Genomic DNA, 25,895 nt, shown 5'->3' on the forward strand with positions numbered 1-25,895 from the left:
GAACTTTAGCAGTGAGTGGTCTGCGTTTTCAAGAGGTAACGAACAAAGAAAGTCCACGGAAGCCTGCTTTCAGTGAAAGCAGGCTTCCGTGGACTTCCGAATTCTTTGTGGGCGATTTTTCCTAGGACTTATCCTTTTCTTCCGACCCATCGCCTTCGGACGGCTTGGCAGAATCAACTTGCGGCACCATGCCGGTAGCTGGCCTTGGCGGGGTTAGCACCGAGGCGGAATCATGCTCCGTGGAGTACTTCAAGAACGACAAGTGCGCTTCGTAACGGTCAAGTACGTCGTTAATAACTTGTTCTCTATCCAAGCCCATCACGTCGTAGCCTTCGGTACCCGTTTGAGTAAAAACTTCAAGTCTGAAATACACATCGATTTCCCGCGACATTGAACGCGCACCAAACATCGGCACCGGCGCTTCCACTGCGGCTACCTGGTAGTGGAAATTACGGTGCTCGGGAATGTAAACAACCAACGCATGCTCGGAGATCTGCGTCTGCTCGTTAGGGGTGGTAGTCAGCTCGGCATGGTAGCCAAGTTTCATGAACTCTTGAGTCACTTCTTCCATAGCAGGATGAACTACCTTGTCCACGTAGCGGGCAACCTGCTTGTTCGACGGATAAGAACGCAACTGCGCCAGACGCTGACGCCAGGTCTTATCGGGGGCGGCACCTCCATGCGCAGCCGTAGACCGCCGACGATTCATCCGGCCCTCACGCTCAGCACGCTCCATTCTCAAAACCTTGGAGAACGAAGCCATGACCAAGTAGGCAATGATCGTCACCGGCAACGCGAAGATCAACGTGGCATGTTCCATCGTAGTGACACCACCGGCCACAAGCATGGCCACGGTAAGCACCGCGGTCAGTAAAGCCCAGAAAATTCGCAGCCACTTGGGGCCGTCCTGTGACGGGTCCGGAATCGTGGATGAGAAGTTAGACATCACCATGGCGCCTGAATTGGCGCTGGTCAGGTAGAAAAGTAGTCCAGAGAGCGTTGCGAGTCCAATCAAGAATGGAGCACCGGGGAACATTTCCAGAAGGCTGTACCAGCCATGCTCTGGGGAGTCGATGGCTTCTTGGGCAAAGCCGCTATTGCCATCCATCACCATCTTCAACGCACTGTTTCCGAAAATCGACACGATCAAGAAGTCGCATAACACCGGTGCAGTAATAGCTGCAATCACGAATTCACGTAAGGTGCGCCCACGCGATATTCGTGCCAAGAACATTCCGACGAATGGTCCCCACGCCAACCAGAAAGCCCAGAAGAAGAGGGTCCAGCTGGCCATCCACTGCGACCCGTCATCTTGATAGGCGAAGGTTTGCAAGGTTCGTTCGGGGAACGTAAAGATGAAACGTCCAATATTCTCGACTAAGGCGGACAGCAGGAACGAAGTCTTGCCCGTCACCAAGATGTAAAGCATCATTGCCGCGGCAGACCACAGGTTCAACTCCGAGATGATGCGGATACCTTTATCCACCCCCGAGGTACATGCAGCAATGGTCATCACGACCGCCACCGCCACCAAGGCGATCTGCAGACCCAGCCCTTCAGGAAGCCCGAAAATCGAGGCAAACCCAACGTTGAGCAGAACCACGCCGATGCCCATGGAGGTTGCGACACCAAAGACCGTGCCAACCAACGCAAAAATGTCGATAACATCCCCGGTGGCCCCACGCACGCGTTTGCCCAAAAGTGGATATAGCGCTGCGCGGATCGATAACGGCATTCCCCAGCGGTAAGCAAAATAGCCCATGGCCATACCCAGTAGTGCATACATGGACCAACCGGCGACCCCGTAGTGGAACATGGTCCAGACCACCGCATCCTGAGCCGCCGCTGCCGATTCAGGATCGGCTGCGGGAGGAGTAATGAATTGGGTAATCGGACCGGTCACCGAATAAAACAACATATCGATACCCACGCCGGCAGCGAAGAGCATGGCCACCCACGTGACCAAATTGTACTGAGGACGAGAATGGTCAGGTCCTAAACGGACGCTGCCTTCCTTCGAGAACGCCACCCACAGGACAAAAAGCACTACCAGAGTGACGGTTAAGACGTAATACCAGCCGAGGTTGGTGGAAATCCAGGCAACAGTATTAGCCATCGTGGAAGCAGCGTTATCTGGTGCGAACATCGCCCACGAGGAAAACGCCAAGATCAATACCGAAGAGATTACAAAAACACGCCAGTTAACCTTGGTACCGCGCTGTTCCGTGAGTTCTTCAGGCCCTTTGCTCAGTTCCGAACTAGTAATCGGGGCTCGAAATTCTTCGGCAACAGGGTTTTTCGGCTTCTTGCTGACGCCGAATTGGCTGCGCTCCACAGTGGGCTGGAGTTTGTCTTTATTTTCCTCCGAAGCATCGTGGGGGTCAGCCATGTAGTCCTCCTGAAATTAGAGTCCACACTGTAGCTAAAATCCAGCCATCAACTACCGATGACTGGAATTCAACAATGCGGGCATATTCGCGCAGTACGCCGTTACGTCTCTTCAAATTTCATCGTAGGGGTTACCGGCGCTGAGAACTAACCAATTGAAAATAATATTGGTCGTCTAAACATTCACTAGCTCGGTGCCACTCCTGGGAATTGCACGTATGTCGAGGATAAAACGCCCATTGTCTGCAGTAGCCGCTGCCCTTATCCAAGATCACCCAAAAGTGATGAAAGTTCAGGTCCAAGAGCCATTAAACCGGTTGATCCGAGTCTGAAGTTGACCTTGGGCCTCGGATCAATGGAAAAGCAGCTCGTCGCCAATCATGCGGAATCGTCCGCAACCCGAGCATGGAACCAATTGGTATTTAGGCGTTCCCGAGCTTCGGACGTGAGATCCAGCGGTTTCCAACAGACGCCTTTTCAAAGCCAGCATTGGTGACCGCTAGAGCGCAGCTCGAACCGATGAAGTTACCATTTTTATTGAAGCCAACCTCATCCCAGTTCGCGATGGCCACCTCGCAAGATACGGCCTCGGGCTCGCTAAGGGCTTTGCCGGACGAGTCGTAGACAGTCCCGGCATCTCGTTCTAGAGCCTGCGTGAAACTAAAATGGCTTAGGAACCGAGTGCCAACATACCTCGGCACCCAACCCATAGTTAGCGCGGATTTCTACCGAACCCGGAACACATCAATTCGCACGCCGCGGGCATGCCGTTCACCGGCACCTATGAATAATGTGCGATTCAGCCAGGCAAATGGCCCAGAATCATCGGCAGAGAGCGCAGGTATGCACCGGAAATAAACACGCGAAGGGTCCACGTGTTCTCCTTCCATCATGCGCTCAAGATCCTCAGCTGCGGCCGTACGTATCGCGCGGTTCTCAACCAGTATGCGGTGCCCATCCTCTAGCTCCAGGACATAATTCGCTTCCAGATACGCCAGGTCCGGGGATGGGTATCGCTGAAAGTCCGCGCCCGCATCAAGCACACGTCCTTCCAGCTGCGGACCGCTCACGGTACCGCCCCGGATCGGAGCAACTCGGCGCATGCCTTGAGCGGTGTTACCAATGGTGATTGTTTCACTGACTTCAACGTCAATTGTTGCCACGAAATCAAGGACAGGCGAAGTAGGAATAATTGTCATGAGAAGAATCCTTCCACTAGCTTTGATTCAACATAATGTTGCCCCAGCAAACCGACTTGGCGGTTCACGCTCACTTCGATGCTACGTTCTTACACGTTGATGGAGACACGCGTATTATCTTGACTCTTTGGCCGCCTGCCACCTTAGAGGTTACAACTTCGTGTAGGCCGATCGGGATAGCTGTTTCCAGAGCAAATATGGCAGCACCTTTCGGTTTTACAGTCCACTGAAAGGTGCTGCCAGTGTCGAATCTGTGCATCTGGGTAGAAGGCTTATTCGTTGACATACGTCGTAAGCGAATCGTGAATTGAGTTCTCAAGCGCGCAGCGATTTCCTCGCTTGTCGACTGACTTCGAATCGCCTAGTTGAGCGTGGTTATCTCACATGCACTTGAACCGTAGCCATATCCGCTTCATTTTTACGCTGAGCCTTCGATCTGGGAACCGGATCCACCGAAAGCTAGTCTGCCGTTTCCAGAGCATTGGCCTGAGAAGTTGTTTCCATATCAGCTGTAGCCAGTGGTCGCATGAATCCAATGGCAACGGCGGCGATGAGCACGACCAGGCCTACCCCCAGATACAGTTGGCCCGCGCTCCATGAGGCATCAAGCAATGTCCCAGCCGCCAGCGGTGCAAGAATCGCGCCGAATCGGCCAATACCAATAGCCCAGCCCACCCCGGTGCTTCGCGTCTGCGGCTTATAAGAGGCGGGCGCCAAGGTGTAGAGGCCGGCAATGCAACCGTTGATGAGCATGCCTACGACAACACCCATCACGAATGCGAGTGCCAAGATACCTACCGCAGAGATGAAAAGCACCATGGTGATGGAGGAAAACACAGTGAAACCGAGCAAGACTTTGCGCGTCTGCCACTTGGTGGTCAAGAGGCCAAACAACAAGGCTCCAAAGGTTCCGCCCAGGGTCAGCATCAGTCCGCCAATTACGCCTTGGCTTTCGGTCATGCCAGCGGTAACCAGCAGTTTAGGCGTCCAGCTGTTAACAAAGTAGAAGCCGAACATGATGGCAAAGAATGCAACCCAGATCAGACTGGTGGCGCGGCGGTTCGCAGGGGAAAACAGGGCTGTTAATAGTTGTCCCTTTTCCCCACCCGCAGCTGTTCCTCGTGCGCTGGAAGAGAATAGGACGGTATCTGCGGCCAAACGTAGTTTACGTGCAAGGACTCGCAGTTTCGCTTCGGCCCTATCGGTACCTTTTGTAAGTAGAAAATCTACAGACTCTGGAACCACAATTAGTAGCAATATAAACGCAACGGTGGTGAAAATTCCACCGAAAATGAATACCGAACGCCATCCAAAGCTAGCCTGGAGGGATACTGCGGCCATGCCACCGAGGGTGGCACCGACTCCGTACCCTGCGGTATAGATGCTGACCGCCATGCCACGCCAGCGTTTGTTGGAATACTCGCTGGTAATGACATTAGTGCAGGCGAGGATGCCGCCCACTCCCAATCCGGTGATCACACGCCAAAGACCTAATTGCGTGACATCATCAGCCGTAGCTGACAGAAACATGCCGATTGCGGTGAGCGCCGTGGTGAATAGCAGCATTGGGCGCCGGCCGAAGATATCGGCGAAAGGCGCCAAGAAGAGTGATCCAGCTGCCATCCCGAGTAGCCCGGCGCTGAGTAGGACGCCGAGCTGAGCACCATTCAGGCCAAATTCGTTGGAGACCTGGTTGGCGGTGAAGGCCATCGCCAACACATCAAACCCGTCTAAGGCGTTCAGAAAGGTGCAAACTCCCACCACTACCCATTGGAAGGCAGTCATGGGCGAAGCATCAATACGTTCTTTGATATTCATTGCAGAGTTCTTCCATTTTTAGGCGCGTTCCAACGCTCTAGGGCTTCCCCGCTTGGGAACCCTAGAGGACGTTAGTTGGTGTTTTTTGGTGTTCTCTAGTTTGGTTCGATGGTGATGATGGCGGGGCCCGTCATTGATGTGTCGGTTTGTGCACCGGTTTTTGAGGTCACAGCACGCGAGACACAGCAGTTCATCTTGGTCGATAACCGTTGCTGACGTTCGGAGTAAAAGACGTCTCGGTGGTCGATAGTCCCTGATAATTCCAGGATCCGCACTTCGCACAGTCCGCATTCGCCCTTACGGCAGTCGAACATCATATCCGCGCCGGCATCTTCCAATGCTTCAAGCATGGAACGTCCCTGAGGGACCGTGACTTCAAGGTTTAGTTTGGGGACTCGGACGGTGAACTCCTCAGGGTCATACCACCCGCTGTTGCCAAAAGTCTCGTAACGCAGGTTAGGCAGATCCAATTCGCGCTCAATCCAGTTGCGTCGAACTGCATCCATTAACCGGATAGGGCCGCACATATACACCTCGGTCCCTTCGCTTGCCCGCTTCACGAGCTCGTTGACCTTCAGCGCGCTTCCCTCGTCGTCTATGTGGGCTTCTAGCCGCTGTCCGTGTAGCTCGGTCAGCTCGTCCAGGTAAGCCATGGACTGACGGCTACGCCCGGCATAGACCAGCGTGTAGTCTGCTTTCAGCTGTTTCAGGACGGCGGCCATGTTCGCGATAGCGGTAATACCGATACCACCGGCAAGCAGAATGTAGCGCTGCGCGCCGACGCGTAACGGGAAATTCTGCAGTGGCTGAGTAATCTCCAGCGTTTGCCCCGGACGCAGGGAATGCATGAAAATCGAACCGCCACGTGACAGCGGCGCCTTCATCACGCTAAGCGCTAGACGAGTGCCCGTCTGGTTGGACTCTACGACTGAATAGGACCGTTTTACGATTTCCCCGTCGATCTGCACCATGAGGTCTATATGCGTTCCAGGCTCGGCCTTGACCGGCATTGTAGGTTCAAGCACGATACGCAGGATGCCTTGTGCCACCTCGATGGTCTCAATCACGGTGGCTGATTGCCAGGTTTCAATGTTTGTCGCTGCCATGGTTTTCTCTCGCTCTTTCTAAACGCTCATTAGCTTGCTGAGGGCAGACGCCCCTCGGCGTCCAGCATGGCTTCGAGAATTCTGCGTACCCACATGCCACCGGAGTCAATATTCAAGTTGTAGAACTCATAATCAGGGTTGGCATCGATGGCAGCCTGTTGCGCCTTGAGCATTTCCTCGTCTTCTCCGAAGACACCGTGCACGCCGTCACGCAGCTGCGTGGTGATCAGCTGGCTGTCGAGGCAATAGTTGCGCATGAAGGCCCAGAAGTAGTGCGATGACCTGTCAGTCTCCGGGGTAATGGTGTTCATTACGAATCCGTTAACTCCCTGGCTGCGGTCACCCTCCGGTGCGCCGGTACCCGCTTTAGCTACGCCCACGTCAATGCTGATGGTCGAGGGAGCCTCGAAATTGATGATCTGCCAACGATCCACCTTGCCCTCAAAACCAGGGAACTTATCTCGCATGTTCTTCAACCAGAACGGTGGGGCATCGATGTTGTGCATCCACCGGGTGACAGTCACTTTGTTGCCTTCGCGCACCGTCACAAAATCAGATTCACTGAGCTCTTCCTGACCGATAGTGGAAGAGTGAACGAACTCTTCGTGAGTCAGGTCCATTAGATTGTCTAGCACCAGCTGGAAGTTGCAGGCCGCATGAATGGTTAGCCCATCGCCGGCCCATTGTTCCGAAGTCATCTGGTGCATGTCCGGTACCAATTCTGGATCAGCCAAAGTCGGATCTCCCATCCAGATCCAGACGTAGCGATAGCGCTCCACTGTTGGGAAAGAAGGCACGGTTGCCGAAGGGTTGATGGTTTCCTGCGCTGGCATGGAAACACAGCGTCCGGCAGAGTTGTAGACGATGCCGTGATACGGGCACTGGATCCCATCTTTACCAACAGTTTTGCCCATCGACAACGGCGCCAAGCGATGCCAACACGCATCAGCCAGCGCCACAACCTTGCCATCTTCGGTGCGGTATAGCGCTACCGGACGGTTAGCTATGCGGCGGGACATCGGCTTTCGGGTGATCTCGTGATCCCAGCCGACGACGTACCACGCGTTGAGCGGGTGAGGCAGGACCTTGTTAGTGGTGGAGCTGGTTGCAGCGGTGGTTGTCATGGTGTTCCTTCCCAGAGTGTGAGAAACTAACTATCGAGATAGTGAGTGTTCCGAATCACAGACTAACTATGTATATAGTTATTGGCAAGACCTTTACACCAGAGAAAGTTTTCATGAGCCTCCCAAACGCGCTGCTAGCCCTGCTCGTAGTTGAGCCAATGACTGGCTATGATCTCCACAAGCACTTCGAAGCTTCAGTCGGCCATGTGTGGCATGCCCCAGATTCACAGATTTACCCAACGCTCAAACGCATGGAAGCCGAAGGTCTGCTCGAAGGGGAAGACATTCCGTGGGGCCCGCGTGGCAAGAAACGCCAATATCACGTCACGCCCGCTGGCCGAGAGGCTTTTAAGAGCTGGATGAACACGCCTCTGGAATATGCTCGCACTCGCGACCCCGCTCACCTAAAAGCCGCTTATCTGGAGTGGGCGGAACCTAACGCAGCGCGCGAGCATTTGTTGGCGCATATCGATCACCACAGCTCCTTGCTGTCTCAGTGGCAACAGACAATGAAGGAAATTGAAGACGGGACCAGTGGCATGCTGGCACGGCGCTTGGCGCACACGCCGAAGGAAGACCAAGAAAAAACCCGTGCCTATAAACGCTTCACTTATGAAGGACTGATCGCTCAGGCCGAAGCCGAGATTGCGTGGGCACGCCGTGGGCTGGCACTTGTAGACAAGCTCAACGGCTAGTCCGCCACATCTCATTCCAATCTGGACAGGGGATATTCGTACCCGCTAATGAGCCTGGCCACCGTACTGATTTACAGTAGAACCATGGCAAATTCACCCAGCGGGGATTCAATGCTGGATCGTTTAGTGCGGATCCTGGATTCTTTTGACTCAGAAAATCAGTCTCTGAGCGTCATTGCGCTGGCCCGCCGGGCAGAAATTCCCAAAGCCACCATGTATCGACTGCTCGATGAGTTAGTTGGCCACGACTTGCTGGCACGGAATAAAGATGGCCAGGTCCGCCTCGGACTACGGTTATGGGAATTGGCAAACCGAAGCACCACCACACAGGATCTGCGTAAAGTTGCGTTACCTTTTATGGAAGACATCAACCAGCTCCTAGGGCAGAATACGCAGCTCTCAATGCTCCACCAAGATGAAGTGCTGATCATTGAACGGCTCTCTCGTCCCGGCTCAGTAGTCAACAAGGCCAACGTGGCCGGTCGCATGCCGGTACACAGCACTTCGATGGGGATGGCGTTGCTTGCCTTCTCACGTCCAGAAGTTATCCGTGAGTTCCTGACGCGCCACCAAGAAATTATGGAATCAACGCACCCGAACTTTCGAGCAGAAATGGCCGAGATCAGACGCAATGGATACGCCTCATTCGATGGGTACATCGATTCTGAAACGACCGGAGCTGCGGCGCCAATTCTGGATAGTTCTGGCTACCAGGTAGCCGTTCTATCGGTGGTAGTCCCCCGTGATTCATCGTCGTTGCAGCCCGCTGCCATGGCACTGCGCACCGCGGTTAGAGGAATCTCGCGCGCACTGCTACTAACAAATAAGGCTTAAACGCTGGCTCAACCAGCACCCATACTGTTCCCGGTTAAACGTCTGTTGGCCTGATTAAACACCTTTTCAGGAATCAATCAGGCCAACATCAGCAACAGGAAAGGTGCATAAAAACTACTTCGGATTAGTCAGGAATGTAGTCTTCGCTTCCTCCGGACGGTGCCCCTGCTTAGCCTTCTGAATCTCGGCATAAACATGGTGACGCAACTCGGTAAAACGCGGCAGTGACCGAGTCTCCAACTGATCACGTTCCGCAGGCAAATCAATGACAATATCTTCTTGCACCACCGTCGGTGAGGAAGACAAAATAATCACACGTTCACCTAGATAGATCGACTCATCAATATCGTGAGTTACGAACAGCACGGTCACGCCCAGCTTTTTCCAGACGTTGCGGATCAGGTCTTCAAGATCCGCGCGGGTCTGCGCATCAACGGCTGCGAAAGGCTCATCCATCAGCAACACCTCAGGCTCGTAAGCCACGGCACGGGCAATCGCCACGCGTTGCTGCATACCGCCAGAAAGCTGCCAAGGGTAAGAGCGCGGCACGTGGCTAAGGCCCACCGCGTCCAGCGCTTCCTCCACAAGCTTTTTACGCTCAGCCTTGGGCACCCCGGCATTCTTCAACGGCAATTCAACATTGTCCGCCACACGCAGCCAAGGGAACAGGGAGCGGCCATACTCCTGGAAAACTACCGCCATCTTCTTTGGCGGTCCGGTGACCTTTTCACCATCGAGCAGTACTTCACCGCTCGTAGCACCCAATAGTCCTGCGATGCATTTGAGCAAGGTGGTCTTACCGGAACCAGAGGGTCCAACCAAGCACACGAGTTCTCCGCGTCCCAGGTCAAAGGTCAGGTCGCGTACCGCTTCAATATCGCCACCGTCGGTGTGATAAACCTTCTTCAATCCTCGCACCGATAGCAGCGCTTCACCTTCGGGCAGCGTCCGTCCACCGGTGGTGCCATTGGAATTAGACAGCATTTTCAACCTCTTTCAGACCGTTGTACCAACGCAAGACGCGGCGTTCGATCCACTGGAAAATAAACGACATGATGACACCGATCAACCCGAGAACCACGATGCCAGACCACATTTCGGGAACCGCGAAGGACCGCTGGAATTGCACGATGGCAAAGCCCAATCCGGAGGATGAGGCAAACATTTCGGAAATGACCATGAGGATCAGACCTACTGACAGGCACTGGCGAATGCCAGCCATAATAGTCGGCATGGCGCTCGGCAGTATCTGGTAACGAATTCGCGCGAATCCGCTAATCCCATAGGAACGACTGGTTTCGTTTTGTACCGGGTCAATCGCGCGCACACCTTCAATGGTGTTAAGCAGCACCGGCCAAATTGCACCGGAGATGATGACCGCAACTTTCATTCCGTCGTTGATACCGACCAGCAGCATCAGCACGGGAATCAATACCGGTGGTGGAAGTGCCCTGAAGAATTCGAAGACCGGCTCGGTGATGGCACGCGCGGTGCGGTTTAGACCAACAAGTAGCCCCAACAGCACTCCAAGAATAATCGCACCCACGACGCCAATGAGCAGCCGGCGGATACTTGGCAACACGTCGGTGAACATACGCTCGCCGATCCAGGTATCAATGAAGGTTTTCACTAAGTCTGCCGGGGTGGGTACGAAGAAGCTTGCCCCGCCCGCGGTAGCAAGAATCCACCAGAGGATCAGCAGAACTGGAAGCGCCAAAATATAGAGGAGAGACGTGAGAGTTTTCATGCGATGATCTCCCCACGAACTGAGACGTGCCATGACAGGATGCGCTTTTCAACCAGGCGCATGCCTACGTTGATAAGCACACCTAGAAGCCCGGTGGCAACAATCAATGCATACATGCCAGCGATGGCACCGCCTGACTGGGCCAGCTGGATTTCTTTACCCAGACCGGGTGAGCCAATGATCAGCTCTGCCGTAATAGCCAGGATCAATGCCACCGCAGCTCCGAGCCGAATACCTGTCATCAGGTACGGAAGCATGGTGGGGAAGATGACGTCGCGGATCCGCTGGAACGGTGAAAAACCATATGATCGTGCCGTCTGCATCGCCACGTTATCAACGTCCGCTACACCGTAGAGCACCTGGATCAGCACCTGCCAGAAGCAGGCGTAAATGATCAACATCAGCGAGGATTCAATTTTGGTGCCAAAGAGCAGCACCGCCAACGGAATCAGCGCTACCGACGGAATAGGGCGCAGAAACTCAATGGTGGAGTTGGTGGCCCTGCGCAGGAAGCTCGACATTCCGATGACCAGCCCCAGCACCAGGGCAAGGAGCACCGCAACTAATAGTCCAATGAACCATGCGAGCATGGTTTCACCCACTGCCAACCAGAATGCGGTCAAGGTGAAGTCCTTGGCCAGGGCGACCAGTACTTCCGAGGCGGGTGGCAGATACTCCGGTTTCACGATGCCAAGAGCCGGTAACAGTTCCCAAATCCCGAGGAACACGACGATACCAATCAAACCCCAGACCGCATTGGGCACCTTGGCCTTGGTGGTTTTCCGCCGGATTCCTATACCTCGCGCCGGCTTGGTGGTTACGGTACTCATGGAAGCAGCTTGTCCAGGTCAACTGGCTTTGACAGAGTCCCGAAGCTTTGCGCTGCGTCGCCGAGCTTCTGCGCAGCTTCACGATTGAATTCTGAGCGGAAACGCGGAAGGACCATCTCGGCACGCCCTGCGTCATCGATCTTTGTATAGGTTCCAACGATGTCGCGGACCGCGTCAGGATTCTCTTGCGCGTAATCCAAAGATTTGTTCATGGCACGCGTGAACTTTTCGGTTACTTCTGGGTTCTTTTCGGCATATTCGGTTGAGGTGAAGTAACCGGCGACGTCCAGTTCTGGATCAAATTCAGCGAAGTTTGCCGAGAGCATCTTCGCGCCCGAATCAAGGGCCACACTCTGGAAGGGCTCCAGGATCCACGCTGCGTCAACGATACCGTTTTCAAGGGCAGCCGGAGCATCTGGGAATGGAACCTCTACGAATTCAACGCTCGAAGGGTCACCGCCGTCTGCTTTAACGATGGATTTGATGGTGGTGTCACCGATATTGGAAAGGTTGTTCACCGAGACCTTTTTACCTGCAAGGTCCTTTGGTGAAGCGATTTTTGAGTCAGCCTTGACAATGACAGAGCCGACGTCAGATTTGGTGTCTCCAGTGGTGGAAATACCGTTAGCCACAAATTTCATGTCTAGGCCCTTGTCATTGGCGACCATTACAGAAATGAAGTTTGAGAACGCGAAGTCGTAACTTCCCGACTGGATCCCCGGAACAATTGCCGAGCCGCCCGTGGCGGTTTCAATTTCCAAGTCAAGTCCTTCGTCAGCGAAGAATCCCTGCTTGTCGCCGAGCCAGATCGGCGCGGTGTCGACGATGGGAATCACTCCGACGGTGATTTTATCCAGCGCACCATTTGCGTCGCCTGATTCGTCTGCAGCTCCGCCGCTAGGCGATCCAGAGCTGCAGGCAGTAAGTGCGAGTACCGCCAAGGATGCAACGGCTAGCTTAATCGAGTGTTTCATGACTACTTCTCCCATATGGTGCAATTACTTGCTGCGGTTCCGGTGGAAACCCGATCCGCAGCAAGTCGAACTCGGCTCGATGAAGATTACTGAATGATCATTGAATTGAGATCCGGGGCCTTGTCGAGGAATCCAAACTTCGCGGCAAGGTCGCCCAGCTTGGTGAGCTCATCGACGGGAGTCTCGGCTTCCCAGGTCTCCATCGTCAAGCCTTTGGCTACTTCGGCGTCCATATTGATGAAGTCGGGCAACATGGCGCGGGCTGCATCTGGGTCTTTTTGCGAAACCGGAAGAATTTCTTCCATTGCGCTCTTCCAGCTGCTGATGACTTCAGGGTTCTCCTGAGCAAACTTGCCACTGGTGAAGGTCACCATCGTTGGCATGCCCACGATAGCTTCCTGATTTGGGTAGCCGAGCAAGACATTATCCTTGTTTGCCAAGGCACGTGAGAGGAATGGTTCCGGTGTCCACATCGCGTCAACATTGCCGCGATCCAGTTGCGCTTCCATATCTGGGAACGGCATTTCGCTGAATTTAAGATCCTTCGGATTCGCACCGGCCATCTCAGCTGATTCCATGATGGTCAGGTCACCCTGGGTACGCAAAGCATTAACCGAAGTGGTCTTTCCAACGAGGTCATCCCAGCTGTCAATGCCCGAATCCTTGCGGACGATCACGCCGTTGGCATCTTCGCCTTCAGAAACGGACTCGGAATAGCCGGAGACAATTTTCATGTCTAGACCCTTATCCACGGCTGTCATCACCGACAGTGGGTTGCCCACTGCGATAGCCAGTTCACCGGTGGAAACCGCCGGCAGCATGGCTGCTCCAGCGTTTGAAGTACTTAGTTCAACGTCAAGGCCGTGCTTTTCGAAGACGCCTGAGTCAATGCCCTGCTGCACGGCAACTGACGGGGCGATGGGCAAGATACCCACGACGAGCTTGGTCAGCGAGCTATCGGATGAGCCCGAGGCACTTGCTTCGCCCGTGGAACCGGAGCCTGATGGCGATCCGGAACCGCAACCGACAAGTGCGAATGAAAGGACTGTGGCTCCTGCGAGCAATGTAGACCAACGCTTATTCATGTTTTCCCCTTGAAACCCGTTGATTCGGCTCCGAGTGGTGAGCCAAACTGAGTGTGACTTGAGCCACAACTCAAGACTAATGCAACCATTGAAAAAGTCAATGGTTGACTTTATAACTATTTGAATTCCAGTGGTTTCCAAGGCGCATGCTGTTTTAACGCAGCGTCACACATTGACGCAATACACCCGAGCCATCCAGATAGTACTTGGTTGGCTCGGGTATTTAGGCCGAATAATTCAGCTGCAACACAACGCGGCTTAGCTGTATTGCTTCCGCAGTTCTGCCTTGCGGATCTTTCCGCTCGCGGTGCGCGGCAGTTCGTCGAGAAATACCGCGGTTCGGGGAATTTTGTATCTCGCCAGACGCCCGCTCAAATGTGCCACGATGTCGCTCTCTCTCAAAGCACTACCAGGCTTTAAAACCAACACCGCACGCGGCACTTCGCCCCATTTTTCATCTGGGATACCGATCACCGCTACCGACTCAACATCCGCCAGTTCCATGATTGCCTGTTCAACTTCGGCTGGGTAGATATTCTCCCCACCCGAAATGATCATGTCCTTGAGCCGATCCGAAATATAGAGGAAGCCTTCGCCATCTACATAACCGATGTCGCCCGAACGGAACCAGCCCCCTTCATAGAACGCACCCGCGGTAGCTTCTGCCCGTTCCCAGTATTCGCTAATGACATTTGGCCCACTGATCAAAATTTCACCTACCTCGCCGGGAGGAAGTTCCTTGCCTTGCACATCGGCGATTCGAATGTCGGTAAAGAAATGGGGCAGTCCGGCTGATCCCATCTTGGATCGTGAATGCGAGGCCTGCAACAGGGTGGTCCCCGGTGCGGTTTCCGTCAGTCCATAGCCACCGCTGAATCCTAATCCGCGAGATTCATAGGATTCAAGCACCCGCAACGGCACTGCGGAGCCTCCACAGGTCAGCATCTGCAATGAGGACAAATCGGTGTCTGCCCACGTGTTGTGCTCGGCTAACATCTGGAAGGTCGTGGGAACTCCGGACAGTTGGGTAACTCGGTACTGCTCTACTGCCTGTAGCACTGCAGCCGGGTCAAACCGCTCTTGAAGCACCAGTGTGCCACCCTTCAAGAGGACCGGAAGTGCTCCCATCCCCATCGCAGCCACGTGGAATAGCGGAGAAATCAACAACCCGACCGATTTACTCGTCACGTCATAATCGACGATGACATTGTAGGAATTCCAAGTCATATTCCCATGGGTCAGCACCGCCCCCTTAGGAGTCCCCGTAGTGCCTGAGGTGTAAAGAATAATCGCCGGATCCTCTAAGCTCACTTGACCATCGACGTGCCGGTTCTCGCCAGAATTCAGTGCCCGTTCATAACTCGAATCCGCACCAGGCACCGCCGCGACTTCCAAGCTTTCACGCACCGGACTATCGACAACGGCGCTCTGAGCCTCTGCGGCAAAATTCTCGACATAAATAAAGAGCTCGCTACCAGAATCCTGCAAAGCAAAATTCAGCTCGCGCGGGGCTAAGCGGATATTAAGCGGAACAAAAAGAGCACCAAGCTGGGTGACCGCAAACATCGTTTCTAAAAACGCTGCGTGGTTGGTACCTAAGAAAGCCACCCGGCTGCCGTGGGAAATTCCTCTGGCGCGCAACGCGTCGCTAAGCCGATCGATACGCTCTGCCAGCTGCGCATAGGTGAAGCTCACTCCGGCATGGATCACCGCTGTATGTTGCGCTGATTTCACCCTGCGGCGGTGAATCCAGTTGCCAAATCCTTTATTTAACATCTGTCGCTCATTTCGCTAATTCTGTCGCGGTGCTATCGCTGTTGCTGCCGGGTTCGTTAGGCGTAGAAACGGTAGAGGCCACGGGAAACTACGGCAGGCTTGCTCGCTCCTTCGACCTCGATCACCTGGTCTACGGCGATCTGGTATCCGCCCTTGACCTCATTCACTTCGGCGATAGTCGCCTTCATTCGTATCTTCGAACCCACCGGAACCGGGGAGGGGAAGCGAACCTTCTCCAGGCCGTAGTTCACCCGAGTCTTTACCCCGGTTACATCGAAAAGTTCTGACCAGAAAGCGATCTGCAGGCTCAGCGTCAGGTAGCCGTGGGCGATGGGGCCACCGAAAGGACCCTCCTTCGCCTTTTCCGGATCGGTGTGGATCCACTGGTGGTCATCGGTGGCGTCCGCGAAGGTATTTACCTGCTCCTGGGTCACTACTCGATAGTCGCTGTAGCCCAGCTCCTTGCCGGCAGCGGTCGCGATATCTTCGTAGCTCAAGATGGTCTGTGCCATGGTGTGTCTCCTGTTGATTCGTTTCAGTTTGGTCGGTTTTTGTTGGATCAGTAGTTCTAGCGGAAGGCACTAATACCGGTAATAGCTCGTCCGATGATCAACGAGTTGATCTCGTGAGTACCCTCGTAGGAATAAATCGCCTCGGCATCGGCATGGTGGCGAGCGACATTGTGCTCCAGCAGAATTCCGTTGCCGCCGCAGACCTCTCTGGCAAGCGCCACGGTTTCTCGCAGCATCCGGGCGGTGAACATCTTGGCCATAGCCGAGTTCTCATCGCGGTATACCCCGGCGTCTTGTTGCTGAGTTAGGCGCACCACCATTGCCAAACTAGCGGTGACATTGGAAAGCATGTGCGCGAGCTTCTCTTGAATCAGCTGAAATGATGCCAGTGGTTTACCGAATTGGGTACGTTCGGTGACGTAGTGACGCGCAGCTTCGTAGGCTCCCGCGGCGACACCGGCGGCAATCCAGGCGACGTCCGAACGCATATTGCGAAGACAAGCCGCAACGTCAGCAAAGGAATTAATTTCCTTGAGTCGCACTGAATCTGGAACCCACACGTCTTCCAGCTCGATATCGGCATTCTGCATGATCCGCAGGCTTGTCTTCCCGGTGATCTTCCGAATTTTCACCCCCGAATTATCGGTGGGTACCAAGAAGCATTTGACCTGTGAATCGGCCGCGTCACGAGCAAAGATTGCCAGCACATCGGCTTGCGCGGCTCCGCCAATCCAGCGTTTTGCGCCATCGATGCGCCATCCGTCGACGCCCTCGCGCTTTTCGGCGATGGCTGAGGTGGCCAAGCCGCCGGCGATATCCGAACCGTGATCCGGTTCGGTCAAGGCGAAGACTCCCTTGTATTGATAGGAACAAATCAGCGGGTCAAGTTCAGCCACTTGTGCAGCGCTACCGCCCAGGTTCACCGTGGTGCGAAATAAACCTGCCTGTGCGTTGTAAAAGGTCACCACGGAAGCATCGACGCGGCCGATTTCAAAGTTTCGAAATCCCCCGTACAACCCCGAGGGTTTCTTCCCTGCTTCTCTGAGTTCCGGCGGGTCCATCAGGTCCGCCTCGATCAGTGGCCCAACGATCTGTTCGGGAAATTCCCCGCGTTCCCAATAGTCATTAACTATCGGGCGAACGTGCTGATCAAGTACCGTACCCAACCGTGCCAAAGCCGCGCGTTCTGGCTCGCTCAACAGATCTTTGAAGCCGTAGAGGTCGCTACCGGTGACTGCTTCCATCAACCATCAACTCCGAGGACTCGCATCGCGTTTCCTTTCAAAATTCCTGGACGTACCGAATCTTTAAGTTCCAGCTCGGCGAAGGCACCCATCCATTTCTGCGGGGTGATCAACGGATAATCGGTACCGAACAAGAGCTTGCCAGCCAAGACGTTATTTCCCATTTTCACCAGCGAGGCAGGGAAATATTTTGGGCTCCAGCCCGATAGATCGATGTACACGTTCGCCTTATGCGTGGCAATTGAATTTGCTTCATCCTGCCAGGGCACTGACGGGTGCGCCATGATGATGGTCAGGTGCGGGAAGTCGGCTGCCACGTCGTCGAGTAATAACGGGTTTGAGTAGCGAAGCTTGATTCCCCGCCCACCGGGCAAACCCGCACCCATACCGTTTTGACCGGTGTGGAAAATACACGGCAACCCCAATTCCTGCAGAGTTTCCCACAACGGATAAAAGGCTACGTCGCTTGGGTCAAAGCCCTGGAGTGACGGATGGAATTTAAAACCACGTACGCCTAGCTTTTGTGCCTGGTAAGTGGCGTCTTCCAATGCAGCTTCTCCGCGACGAGGGTCAACGGAACCAAAAGGAATGAGCACATCGTTGTTACGGGAACACCCGGCAACCAAATCCTCGATGGAATTTGGTTCATGGCCCAGTGCGGTTCGCGCATCAACGGTGAAGACCACCGCAGCCATTTGTCGTTCGCGATATACCTGGGCGATGCGATCTATCGACGGGGTGCGTTCTTCAGATTTGAAATATGCTGCGGAAGCCTCAAAGAGGTCCTCGGGCATAGCCTTGTGACCGCATTCGTCCACTTCAAGATGCACATGCATGTCAATGGCATTGATAGCTTCGAAGTTGATGCCTAGTTCATATCGAACCGTCATTTGTTTTTCCTCGAACCTTATTTGACTGGCTCTGGACGGAGCTCTTCGGGAAGTTCCGGGAACTTCTCTCCAACGCTCTGCTGGTACTCACCAAAACGAGTAGAAAATTCGCTGGTCAACGTCTCGTAATCCCAGCCACCAGCATGGAATTCGGTGTTCACTGCTTCTGGATGGCTCCAGATCTGGATGCGGTCTCCACCCACCCCGATGGCCTGCCCGTTCACATCCGCAGCAGCATCTGAGGCAAGGAATGCGATCAGACCGGCCACGTCATCGGCGGTGCCGAAGCCTAGTTCCCTGCGGAAGAAGTCCGGCATGACTTCGCCACGTTCATCGGCCTGCACCGCGGCGGAGAAGAATGGTACGGTCTTAGTCATTTCGGTTGCAGCTACCGGGATGACAACGTTGGCGGTAACTCCCGCACGCTTCATTTCCAGCGCCCAGGTACGCACCATGCCCACGATGCCGGCCTTTGCCGCTGCGTAGTTGGTCTGGCCGAAGTTACCGCGCTGACCGGTAGGCGAACCGATGGCTATGATGCGTCCGGCCACCTTATTTTCCTTGAAGTAGCCGTAAGCTTCGCGCACACAGGTGAAGGTGCCGCGCAAGTGCACGTTGATCACCAGATCAAAGTCTTCGTCTGTCATTTTCAGCAGGGATTTATCGCGCAGTACACCTGCGTTGGTTACTAAGATGTCCAGTCGTCCAAAATTCTCGATGGCCCCGGCAACCAGTGCTTTGGCTGCTTCGGTCGAGCCCACCGCGGCAACAACACCAGCGGCCTTGCCGCCGGATTCAGTGATTGCGCTAACTGCTGCTTCGACGGTCGCCATGTCGACATCATTGATGATCACCGAAGCTCCCTGGCGGGATAGTTCTTGGGCATAGCTCAGTCCGAGGCCGCGTCCACTACCGGTAACGATTGCAACTTTTCCTGCTAACGACATGAGATCTCCAATTTAGTGTGATGTCCCGATTGTTCCGCTGGGGCGAAAAGTGGGAACCTTAGCTATATACATAAGATCTTTAATCCTTGAAAAAGTCAATGGTTTATTTTTTCATGAAAAGCGAGGACAATGAGATGAGCGCGACTAACGCGAAAAATTCGACCAAGGCGGAACAGTTCATGAAATGCGACCTCATGCAGGAGTTGGATTTCCTTGTCGCGCGCATGCGCTCACTCGGGTCCGGTCGAGCCAATCTGGCGCTCAAACCTTTCGATCTAAAGGTGCGCTCATACTCAGTCCTTTCATTGGCATGTAGTGAAGTTTTGCCAACTCAACGAGACCTTGCCGAGTTTCTCGCTCTCGATCCAAGTCAAATCGTCCCCTTGGTTGACGGCTTGGAAGCTAAGAGTCTCGTCACCCGACTCGCTGATCCGAACGACCGCCGTTCTAAGGTGATTGTCGCTACCGACGCCGGCAAAAAACTCTACGGTAAGGCTCGCAAGGCTACCGAGCAGAGTGAGCAGGAGACACTTAAGGCACTCACCCCCGGGGAGCGTACCCAGCTTCGCGAATTACTCTCCCGGGTAGTGCTGGGTGATAGCGCGTAACCATTGAGCAAGTTTTCTCATTCAATGAGACGCCGAGTGTTGCTTCGCCGAATGACACCGCATTCTTGAGGAAGTTCAACATCCTCGACCATGTTCAGAAATTCGGCAATGCCGCCGGATATCACTGAGACTGGTCCCGCACAGATTGGCAGGCACCATGGCTCAGACCCCACGGATCATTAAGACCAAGGTCGGCATCATTGGAGGCGGCCCTGCAGGCCTCATGCTCTCGCACCTGCTCTCCAAATCGGGTATCGACAATCTTGTCGTTGAAATGCGAGATCATGAAACCATCCGCAACACCCATCGCGCGGGAATTCTTGAAGCTCAGGCAGTAAAGATGCTCACCGAGTCCGGCGTTGACGGACGTGTACTGACCGACGGTGATGAACACGCCGGAATCGATCTCCGATTTAATGGGGAATCGCATCCCTTGGACTTCCGCGATCTGGTCGACGCGACCGTGACACTGTATGCGCAGAACGAGGTCTTTGTTGACTTGGCTGCCGCCCGCCAGCGAGACGGTGGCGACGTTCGCTACAACTGCGAAGTCACCGAGATCATGGATATGGAAACCTCCACCCCGAAATTCCGTTTCACCGACGCCGAAGGCACTGACTTCGAGGTCCATGCAGACGTCATCGTAGGCGCCGACGGATCACGTTCATTCGCTCGCCGGCAGATGCCAGACACTGTGCGCAAGGACTTCAAGGTCGCGTACCCATTCGCTTGGTTCGGTATTCTCACCGAAGCGCCAAAGTCTTCACCGGAATTGATCTACGCAAACTCGCCTCATGGGTTTGCGCTCATCTCCCAACGCAGTGAGACCGTGCAGCGCATGTATTTCCAGTGCGACCCAAATGAAGACGTCAATGCTTGGAGCGATGACCAAATCTGGTCAGAACTGCAAAAGCGCGTTGATGGTCCAGATAATTTCCAGCTCAAGACCGGCAAGATCTTTGACAAGACCGTCTTAGGCTTCCGCTCCTTCGTCCGCGAGCCTCTCTCGCATGGGCGTATGTTCCTGATTGGCGATGCCGGGCATACCGTGCCACCGACCGGGGCCAAGGGACTAAACCTTGCCTTCGCCGATGTGAAAGTGCTCTTCGAAGCACTCGATTCCTTCTTCTCCACCGGCAGCGACAAGCTCTTAGGCGGCTATTCTGACCTGGCATTGAAGCGCGTTTGGAAAGCACAGAACTTCTCCTACTGGATGACTTCCATGCTGCACACCCCCGTCAACGCCGACCCCTTCATGGCTAAGCGAGCATTGGGCGAACTGGAAACAGTCACCTCATCCCGGTATGGCCAGCAGTACTTGGCCGAGTCGTACACCGGCTGGCCGCACTCCTAAAACACAGCCATCTCAACACTCATCCATCCCGAAAGGAGCACGTAGTGAGCACCGAAACCACCAAGGACGAATCCTTCGAGAATTCCCACGTCCTGGATCCTGCGGCCACCGCCGACTCGCAGGAAACAATCAGCGAAGAAATCACCAGCATTCACGAGGCATACCGCCAAGAAGTGATTGCCGGGAAGCAGGCTGAAACTCAGCCACGCATCAACTTCGCCCCATACCGTTCCTCGCTGCTACGTCATCCGACGAAGAACCTGCACCATGTGGACCCGGAAACTATTGAGCTGCACTCCCCTGCCTTCGGCCAGCGCGACGTTCATGCTTTGGAATCAGACCTGACCATTCAGCACAACGGCGAGCCCATTGGTGAGCGCATCGTTGTGGCCGGACGCGTGCTTGACGGTGACGGACGTCCGGTGGCCGGACAGCTGGTAGAAATCTGGCAGGCCAATGCCGCCGGCCGCTACATCCACAAGCGAGACCAGCACCCGGCCCCGATCGATCCGAACTTCACCGGGGTGGGCCGTGCGATCACCGGTCCGAACGGCGAATACTCGTTCACCACCATCAAGCCGGCACCGTACCCGTGGAAAAACCACCACAACGCCTGGCGTCCGGCGCATATTCACTTTTCATTGTTCGGCACCGATTTCACCCAGCGCATGATCACCCAGATGTACTTCCCTGGTGACCCATTATTCTCGTTGGACCCGATCTATCAGGCCATCACCGACCAAGACGCACGCGACCGATTGGTCGCCACCTATGATCATTCGATCACCAGCCACGAATGGGCCACCGGCTACAACTGGGACATCGTCCTGACCGGCTCAAACCGCACCTGGATGGAAGACGAAGAGGGAGATCACTAAATGGCTCAGGCACCAAAACTCAAACTCGCTCCTACTCCGGGACAGACAATTGGTCCGTTCTATGGTTACGCTCTGCCCTTTGAAAAAGACAACAAGCTGGTTAACCAGGCCAACCCGAACTCGGTACGTCTACACGGCGTCATTACCGATGGCAAGGGCGAAGTCATCCCGGATTCATTGCTTGAAATTTGGCAGGCAGACGAGAACGGAAACGTGGTTTCCCGCGATGGTTCACTAGTTCGTGACGGGTACACCTTCACCGGCTGGGGCCGCACCGCGGTGGATAACGTTGGGCATTACACCTTCACCACGGTCAATCCTGGCGCCACCGAAGAAGGCAAAGCCCCGTTCATCATGCTCACCGTCTTTGCTCGCGGACTACTCAACCGCCTGTTCACCCGCATCTATCTGCCGGAGAACACCGCGGCACTGGCCGCGGATCCGTTGTTATCTTCTTTGACCGAAGAGCAGCGCAAGACCTTGATCGCGACTCGCGAAGACGACGGCGCATTACGTTTTGATATTCGCCTGCAAGGTGAGAACGAAACAGTGTTCCTCTCCTACCCACGCGAGAGTTAAGCACCAATTACAGACCCCGTGTCAGCGCTCCCGCACCCGAAAAAATCGGTGCGGGAGCGCCCACGGGGTTTTGCCCGTTGTCGGGCACTAAAGTTTGACGTACAGCCAGCAAAGAATTGAGAGATGGATGAACAGCGTGGATTACGGTGTGCTCGCTCCAGCTTGGGCTGGAACAAATGCTGCAGCCACCGCCAGCGATGTGGCTTTTGTTCAAGCCATGCTAGATGTTGAAGCCGCCTGGGTGAATGTGCAAGCCGAGGTGGGGCTATGCACCTGCGAAGATGCACAGGCCGTTGCCCAGATTGCCAAGGTCTCCCGATACGATCTGGCGTCCTTAGCTGCGAAAACCCCGGATGGGGCCAACGCGCTAATCCCGCTGCTGTCCATGATGCGCGCACTGCTAGTGGAAGACGGTGCCTCCCCCACAGCTGGTACTGCGCTACACCGGGGTGCCACCAGCCAAGACATTATCGATTCAGCACTGATGCTCGTGGTCTCACGAACCTTGGAGTCCACGCTTGCCGATCTTCGTCAGACCGCGCGCGGTCTAGCCTCCTTGGCCCAGGAGCACCGTGAGACAGTGTGCATTGCCCGCTCACTGACTCAGCATGCACTGCCGACCACCTTCGGCTGGAAGGCAGCCAGCTGGCTGTCGGCAGTGCTCAGCGCCGAAGCAGGGCTGCAGCAGGCCGAGCAGCATCTTGCCCTGCAGTGGGGTGGCGCGGTAGGTACGCTCGCTTCGCTTGAGCAGCTGCTTGCCAAGCATCCGGAAGTAAAGACCACCTCCGCAGAGTTGAGCAGCAAGCTCGCAGGCGCTCTGGGTCTCAAAGATGTCGGCACCCCTTGGCATACCAACCGCATGCCAATCCTCCAGATTGGTTCGGCGTTGGCAAGCACTGTGGCAGCTTTAGGTACCTTTGGCGCCGATGTACTCACCGCCTCACGCCCGGAAATCGCTGAGCTTTCCGAACCACTCGAGGCCGGCAAGGGCGGCTCCTCAGCTATGCCGCATAAACAAAACCCGGTACGTTCGCTGTTGCTGCGCAACGCTGCGATCAGCGCCCCGGGATTAGCCGCAACCTTGTTTAGCGCCGCGGGTACCGCGGTTGATGAACGTCCCGACGGAGGCTGGCACTCCGAATGGCAGGCGCTACGCGAACTGCTGCGGCTAGCATCCGGAGCCGCTCATCACGGTGCGGTACTCGCCCGTGGGCTTGAGGTCAATGAATCTTCCATGCAACGCAATCTACGCCTGAGCGGCGATGCAATCATGTCCGAACGTGTTACCTCTGTGGCCGCAGGATTGGTCAGTGGAGGCAAAGCCGCCATTCAAGCATTAGTTCGACGTTCGCTGACCGACCAAGTCAGCCTTGGTGAACTATTGCGTTTAGAAATCCCCAGCACCGAGCTTTCAGACAAAGAACTCTCCGAATTACTTGATCCGGCCGGGTACCTCGGTGCCGCGGATCGTTTCACTACAACCGTTCTCGCCGAATATTCGGCACGGAAGGAATTATGGCAGTCCCACAGCTAACCCCCTCATTGCTACACACCAACAAGGAGCTCCCAACGCTCATCGCAGGCCCCTCATTGGGCACCGCGGCCTTGCCGCTTTGGGGACCAGCCGTACCGTATCTGAAAGAGCACTTCCAGGTCGTCGCTTGGGATCTGCCTGGCCACGGTGAAAGCAAGCCTTCCACCGAAGCGTTCTCCTTAGCTGAGCTGGCCTCCGGCGTGATTGCCATGATTGATGCGCTGCGCGCAGATGATGTCATCACCGAAGGCTCCAAACTGTACTACGCCGGCGTTTCGGTAGGTGGCGCTACCGCACTGCAGCTGGCAGTGGACTACCCGGGCGTCTTTAATGGCATTTCATCCATCTGCTCTGCAGCGAAGATCGGCACCCCCGAAGGGTGGACCGAACGCGCTGAACTGGTAGCAAAGGCCGGAACCCCCACCATGGTTGCTGGGTCCGCCCAGCGCTGGTTCGCTCCAGGATTCATTGAGAAGAACGCGGTGGTCTCCACCGACCTGCTGCACAGTCTGCAGGATGCCGATCGTTTCGCCTACGCCCATGCCTGCGGTGCTTTGGCCGGATTTGATGTACGTGAGCAGTTGGCCTCGACCACCGACCCGATCATTGCGATCAATGGTGCCCAGGATCAGGTCTGCCCGCCGGCTGATGCACAATTTATTGCCGAGCACGCCCCGAAGGGCACTGCGGCAGTTATTGATTCCGCAGCCCACCTTGCACCTGCTGAAGCCCCCGAAGAAACGGCGGCTTTGCTGGTCGATTTCTTCACCTCCAACTAAAGAAGGTCTAAGCCTGATGTCAGATTCTCAGCGCCAGCCCGGCGACACTTATGATGCGGGCATGGTCGTGCGCCGCGAGGTACTCGGCAGCGAACACGTAGAGCGCTCCACCAATAACTCAAACGAATTCACCGACGAATTCCAGGAAATGATCACCCGCTACGCATGGGGCACCATCTGGACCCGTGACGGGCTGCCGCGCACCACCCGCAGCGCCATCACGCTAACCGCCATGATTGCCGGCGGCTACTGGGAAGAACTGGAAATGCACGTACACGCGGCCCTGCGCAACGGCATGACCGCCGATGAAATCAAGGAAGTCTTCTTGCAGTGCGCCATTTACTGCTCGGTGCCTGCCGCTAATGTGGCCTTTAAGATCGGTAAGAAGGTCTTGGACGAGTACGCCGCGCACGAAGCCAAGTAACAACATTTCCTAAACATCCAAAACCAGTGCCCCTCCGAATGAATCAGAGAATTCGTTCGGGGGCACCGGTTTTCGCCTGGCAAGGCTCAGCTACGTGCTGGAATCAGCGACTTTCCCAGCCAGTCGCGTTCAACCTCGTTGAGCACGCGTGAGGATTTACCATCTTGCGCCAACGAAACCATCACTGTAGTTGAGTCGAAGACCGGCTGACCTTCTTGGTAACCGATTCCGCGCACGGTAAAGGATTTGTTTCCCACGCGGCTAATCCCCATACGGATCAATATTTCCGGTTGGTAATACAGCGGACGCAGGTAATCGATATTAATCGAGGCCACTACCGTGCCATTTTCAAAACGTCCGGTGTTGCCGTCTTCGCGCGTCCACCGGATCCGTGCCTCTTCCATCAGCGTCACGATACGGGCATTGTTAACATGCCCAAGGGCGTCCTGATCAGACCAGCGAAGTTGCAATAATACTTCGGTAGCTGCGGCTAAATCCTGCGGGCTTGGTTCACTCATGACATCCATTTCATCAAAATTTGGTCATCGCACCTAGTTGGGTGACGTGCTG

At 55.1% G+C, this 25,895-nt stretch carries 25 protein-coding genes; 9 read left to right on the forward strand and 16 right to left on the reverse strand.

Annotation, left to right across the window (positions count from 1 at the left end; genetic code table 11):
* Window positions 1-121: 121 nt before the first annotated feature.
* The 5 genes from betT to VJ369_RS06490 form a co-directional block, all read right to left on the reverse strand.
* On the reverse strand, window positions 122-2,389 hold the full coding sequence (betT, locus tag VJ369_RS06470; RefSeq protein WP_324091271.1) for a choline BCCT transporter BetT: 2,268 nt from the start codon (window positions 2,387-2,389) through the stop codon (window positions 122-124).
* A 724-nt stretch (window positions 2,390-3,113) separates the two neighbouring features.
* On the reverse strand, window positions 3,114-3,587 hold the full coding sequence (locus VJ369_RS06475) for a DUF3237 family protein (RefSeq protein WP_324091272.1): 474 nt from the start codon (window positions 3,585-3,587) through the stop codon (window positions 3,114-3,116).
* Window positions 3,588-4,046: 459 nt separating this feature from the next.
* Complete coding sequence (locus VJ369_RS06480; RefSeq protein WP_324091273.1) at window positions 4,047-5,405, reverse strand: MFS transporter; 1,359 nt, start codon at window positions 5,403-5,405, stop codon at window positions 4,047-4,049.
* 95 nt (window positions 5,406-5,500) lie between these two features.
* Window positions 5,501-6,511 (reverse strand): PDR/VanB family oxidoreductase, encoded by a 1,011-nt coding sequence (locus VJ369_RS06485; protein WP_324091274.1) that lies wholly within the window; start codon window positions 6,509-6,511, stop codon window positions 5,501-5,503.
* Window positions 6,512-6,540: 29 nt separating this feature from the next.
* A complete protein-coding gene (locus VJ369_RS06490; RefSeq protein ID WP_324091275.1) occupies window positions 6,541-7,635 on the reverse strand; it encodes an aromatic ring-hydroxylating dioxygenase subunit alpha in 1,095 nt (364 codons plus the stop codon).
* A gap of 113 nt (window positions 7,636-7,748) precedes the next feature.
* Between VJ369_RS06490 and VJ369_RS06495 the strand changes: the two genes are divergently transcribed.
* Together VJ369_RS06495 and VJ369_RS06500 are read left to right on the forward strand one after the other, a co-directional pair.
* Entirely contained in the window at window positions 7,749-8,330 is a 582-nt protein-coding gene (locus tag VJ369_RS06495; protein WP_324091276.1) for a PadR family transcriptional regulator, read from the forward strand.
* A gap of 84 nt (window positions 8,331-8,414) precedes the next feature.
* The gene (locus VJ369_RS06500) at window positions 8,415-9,164 is read left to right on the forward strand and encodes an IclR family transcriptional regulator (protein ID WP_324091277.1); all 750 of its coding nucleotides are present in this window, start codon (window positions 8,415-8,417) and stop codon (window positions 9,162-9,164) included.
* Window positions 9,165-9,278: 114 nt separating this feature from the next.
* Here the strand turns inward: VJ369_RS06500 and VJ369_RS06505 are convergent, their stop codons facing one another.
* From VJ369_RS06505 to VJ369_RS06550, 10 genes are all read right to left on the reverse strand, one after another.
* Window positions 9,279-10,148: an ABC transporter ATP-binding protein gene (locus VJ369_RS06505; protein WP_324091278.1), complete on the reverse strand. Its 870-nt coding sequence runs from the start codon at window positions 10,146-10,148 to the stop codon at window positions 9,279-9,281.
* Entirely contained in the window at window positions 10,138-10,911 is a 774-nt protein-coding gene (locus VJ369_RS06510) for an ABC transporter permease (protein ID WP_324091279.1), read from the reverse strand. The genes VJ369_RS06505 and VJ369_RS06510 overlap by 11 nt, the downstream gene beginning before the upstream one ends.
* A complete protein-coding gene (locus VJ369_RS06515; protein ID WP_324091280.1) occupies window positions 10,908-11,741 on the reverse strand; it encodes an ABC transporter permease in 834 nt (277 codons plus the stop codon). The genes VJ369_RS06510 and VJ369_RS06515 overlap by 4 nt, the downstream gene beginning before the upstream one ends.
* Window positions 11,738-12,715 (reverse strand): ABC transporter substrate-binding protein, encoded by a 978-nt coding sequence (locus VJ369_RS06520; protein ID WP_324091281.1) that lies wholly within the window; start codon window positions 12,713-12,715, stop codon window positions 11,738-11,740. The genes VJ369_RS06515 and VJ369_RS06520 overlap by 4 nt, the downstream gene beginning before the upstream one ends.
* Before the next feature lie 86 nt (window positions 12,716-12,801).
* Window positions 12,802-13,800: an ABC transporter substrate-binding protein gene (locus tag VJ369_RS06525; RefSeq protein ID WP_324091282.1), complete on the reverse strand. Its 999-nt coding sequence runs from the start codon at window positions 13,798-13,800 to the stop codon at window positions 12,802-12,804.
* A gap of 258 nt (window positions 13,801-14,058) precedes the next feature.
* Entirely contained in the window at window positions 14,059-15,576 is a 1,518-nt protein-coding gene (gene menE, locus VJ369_RS06530; RefSeq protein ID WP_324091283.1) for an o-succinylbenzoate--CoA ligase, read from the reverse strand.
* A 56-nt stretch (window positions 15,577-15,632) separates the two neighbouring features.
* Window positions 15,633-16,088: a MaoC family dehydratase gene (locus tag VJ369_RS06535; RefSeq protein ID WP_324091284.1), complete on the reverse strand. Its 456-nt coding sequence runs from the start codon at window positions 16,086-16,088 to the stop codon at window positions 15,633-15,635.
* A gap of 56 nt (window positions 16,089-16,144) precedes the next feature.
* Window positions 16,145-17,332 carry an acyl-CoA dehydrogenase family protein gene (locus VJ369_RS06540; RefSeq protein WP_324091285.1) on the reverse strand — a complete coding sequence of 396 codons (1,188 nt, stop codon included), beginning with the start codon at window positions 17,330-17,332 and terminating at the stop codon, window positions 16,145-16,147.
* Window positions 17,332-18,222 carry an amidohydrolase family protein gene (locus tag VJ369_RS06545; RefSeq protein WP_324091286.1) on the reverse strand — a complete coding sequence of 297 codons (891 nt, stop codon included), beginning with the start codon at window positions 18,220-18,222 and terminating at the stop codon, window positions 17,332-17,334. The genes VJ369_RS06540 and VJ369_RS06545 overlap by 1 nt, the downstream gene beginning before the upstream one ends.
* A gap of 17 nt (window positions 18,223-18,239) precedes the next feature.
* Window positions 18,240-19,169 carry an SDR family NAD(P)-dependent oxidoreductase gene (locus VJ369_RS06550; protein ID WP_324091287.1) on the reverse strand — a complete coding sequence of 310 codons (930 nt, stop codon included), beginning with the start codon at window positions 19,167-19,169 and terminating at the stop codon, window positions 18,240-18,242.
* Window positions 19,170-19,303: 134 nt separating this feature from the next.
* On the opposite strand from VJ369_RS06550, the gene VJ369_RS06555 reads away from it, so the two are divergent.
* From VJ369_RS06555 to pcaC, 7 genes are all read left to right on the forward strand, one after another.
* Complete coding sequence (locus VJ369_RS06555; protein WP_324091288.1) at window positions 19,304-19,777, forward strand: MarR family winged helix-turn-helix transcriptional regulator; 474 nt, start codon at window positions 19,304-19,306, stop codon at window positions 19,775-19,777.
* Between the two features lie 157 nt (window positions 19,778-19,934).
* Window positions 19,935-21,131, forward strand: a complete 1,197-nt coding sequence (locus tag VJ369_RS06560) for a 4-hydroxybenzoate 3-monooxygenase (protein ID WP_324091289.1) — start codon at window positions 19,935-19,937, stop codon at window positions 21,129-21,131.
* Between the two features lie 44 nt (window positions 21,132-21,175).
* A complete protein-coding gene (gene pcaH / locus VJ369_RS06565; protein ID WP_324091290.1) occupies window positions 21,176-22,009 on the forward strand; it encodes a protocatechuate 3,4-dioxygenase subunit beta in 834 nt (277 codons plus the stop codon).
* Window positions 22,010-22,588 carry a protocatechuate 3,4-dioxygenase subunit alpha gene (pcaG, locus tag VJ369_RS06570; protein ID WP_324091291.1) on the forward strand — a complete coding sequence of 193 codons (579 nt, stop codon included), beginning with the start codon at window positions 22,010-22,012 and terminating at the stop codon, window positions 22,586-22,588.
* Between the two features lie 127 nt (window positions 22,589-22,715).
* Window positions 22,716-24,122 (forward strand): lyase family protein, encoded by a 1,407-nt coding sequence (locus tag VJ369_RS06575; protein WP_324091292.1) that lies wholly within the window; start codon window positions 22,716-22,718, stop codon window positions 24,120-24,122.
* A complete protein-coding gene (locus tag VJ369_RS06580; RefSeq protein WP_324091293.1) occupies window positions 24,104-24,901 on the forward strand; it encodes an alpha/beta hydrolase in 798 nt (265 codons plus the stop codon). Before VJ369_RS06575 ends, VJ369_RS06580 begins: the two co-directional genes overlap by 19 nt.
* Window positions 24,902-24,917: 16 nt before the next feature.
* Window positions 24,918-25,325, forward strand: a complete 408-nt coding sequence (gene pcaC, locus VJ369_RS06585) for a 4-carboxymuconolactone decarboxylase (RefSeq protein WP_324091294.1) — start codon at window positions 24,918-24,920, stop codon at window positions 25,323-25,325.
* 86 nt (window positions 25,326-25,411) lie between these two features.
* Here pcaC and VJ369_RS06590 read toward each other — a convergent pair whose 3' ends face one another.
* A complete protein-coding gene (locus VJ369_RS06590) occupies window positions 25,412-25,843 on the reverse strand; it encodes an acyl-CoA thioesterase (protein ID WP_324091295.1) in 432 nt (143 codons plus the stop codon).
* Between the last annotated feature and the right edge of the window lie 52 nt (window positions 25,844-25,895).

The organism is Glutamicibacter sp., assembly GCF_035257265.1.
Classification (GTDB): Bacteria; Actinomycetota; Actinomycetes; order Actinomycetales; family Micrococcaceae; genus Glutamicibacter.